Source organism: Ideonella sp. P3_A4, from assembly GCF_056403075.1.
Window position 1 is genome coordinate 1 of the sequence record NZ_JBFUGE010001117.1, and the last position, 1,176, is coordinate 1,176.

The window sequence follows — 1,176 nt, forward strand, 5'->3', positions numbered from 1 at the left end:
GAGTTGCCCTGCGGGTCGAGATCGACCACCAGCGTGCGCTGRCCGGCGGCCGCGCCGATGGCAGCCAGGTTGCAGGTGATCGTCGACTTGCCGACACCACCTTTTTGGTTGAACACGACACGGCGCATGGCAGGCTCCCAGGGGTGAGGGGAGGATTGTGCATCGCACAATCAAACCTTCACCACCCGGTAACCCGGATCGTGCTGCGCCGCGACAACAGCAGGGGATTAGGGTGTCGGCGGCGGTGCCCGCCAGACCATCACCGGGATTTCGCTGTGCGCCAACACGCGCTGGGTTTCGCTGCCCAGCAGCGCGCTGATCAAGCCACGCTTGCCATGCGAGGCCATCAGGATCAGGTCGCAGCCCAGCCGGCGCGCGGCCTTGCAGATCGCGTCGTGCGGGTGGTCGCTCAGCTCCGAGACAGTGGCGCATTCGACGCGGGCTTCGTCGGCCGTGCGGCGAATGAAGTCCAGGTAGCGCTGGGCGTGGGCCTGGGCGTCCTGGGCGAAGTGGTCGCGCGTCTCGTCGATCGCCGCGGCGCGGTAGCTGAGCAGGTGGAACTCCGGCATGGCGTGCAGGCCGGTGATGCGCGCGCCATGCTGGCGTGCCAGTTCAATGCCGTTGAAGATGGCGATCTCGGACAACCGGGAACCGTCGGTGGGCAGCAAGATGTGTTTGAACATCGTGACACTCCGGTCGATTTGCCGGGCGCACCCCGGGGCCTGTGTCTCAGGACACTGTTCGCCTCTCGTTTCCCTCGAACCGACCGGTCCGGCATCGGGCGGTCTGCCAAAGCATCATAGGCTYGCGCCGATGCCGCCACAAGTGATGGCCGTCAAGCTGGCTCGTCAGCTGTGGGCCTGGGCGATACGCGCTGCCAGCCCGGCGACGAAGACGTCGACATAGGCCTCGAAGCCGCTGTCCAGCGGCTGCTGATGGCCCGGTGTCCAACGCAGGATGAACGCGTGGTCGGCCATGCGCGGCAAGTGTCTCGCCAGCACCGAGTGCTCGATTGCCGGGATCTGCCGCACGCGGTGCTGCAGGTCGGCCGCCCAGCCTTCGGGGTCTTCGGCCGGCAGCGGTGCGAGCTCCAGTGTGGCGAAACCGCAGAGCGCCGCCACCACGGCGTTGTAGAGGTCGACGACCTGCTCGTCGGCGCAGCCCGCCTGCTGCAGC

At 67.4% G+C, this 1,176-nt stretch carries 2 protein-coding genes and 1 pseudogene; all 3 read right to left on the bottom strand.

The window, feature by feature from the left end; translation table 11 throughout:
• The coding region (locus tag AC1DYI_RS36310) for a ParA family protein (protein ID WP_477208934.1) at positions 1-128 on the bottom strand (128 nt) is incomplete at its 3' end.
• Between the two features lie 99 nt (positions 129-227).
• Positions 228-683, bottom strand: coding sequence for a universal stress protein (locus AC1DYI_RS36315; protein ID WP_477208933.1), 456 nt, complete (start codon positions 681-683; stop codon positions 228-230).
• 165 nt (positions 684-848) lie between these two features.
• A pseudogene (locus tag AC1DYI_RS36320) lies at positions 849-1,176 on the bottom strand (TetR/AcrR family transcriptional regulator); the annotation flags it as partial.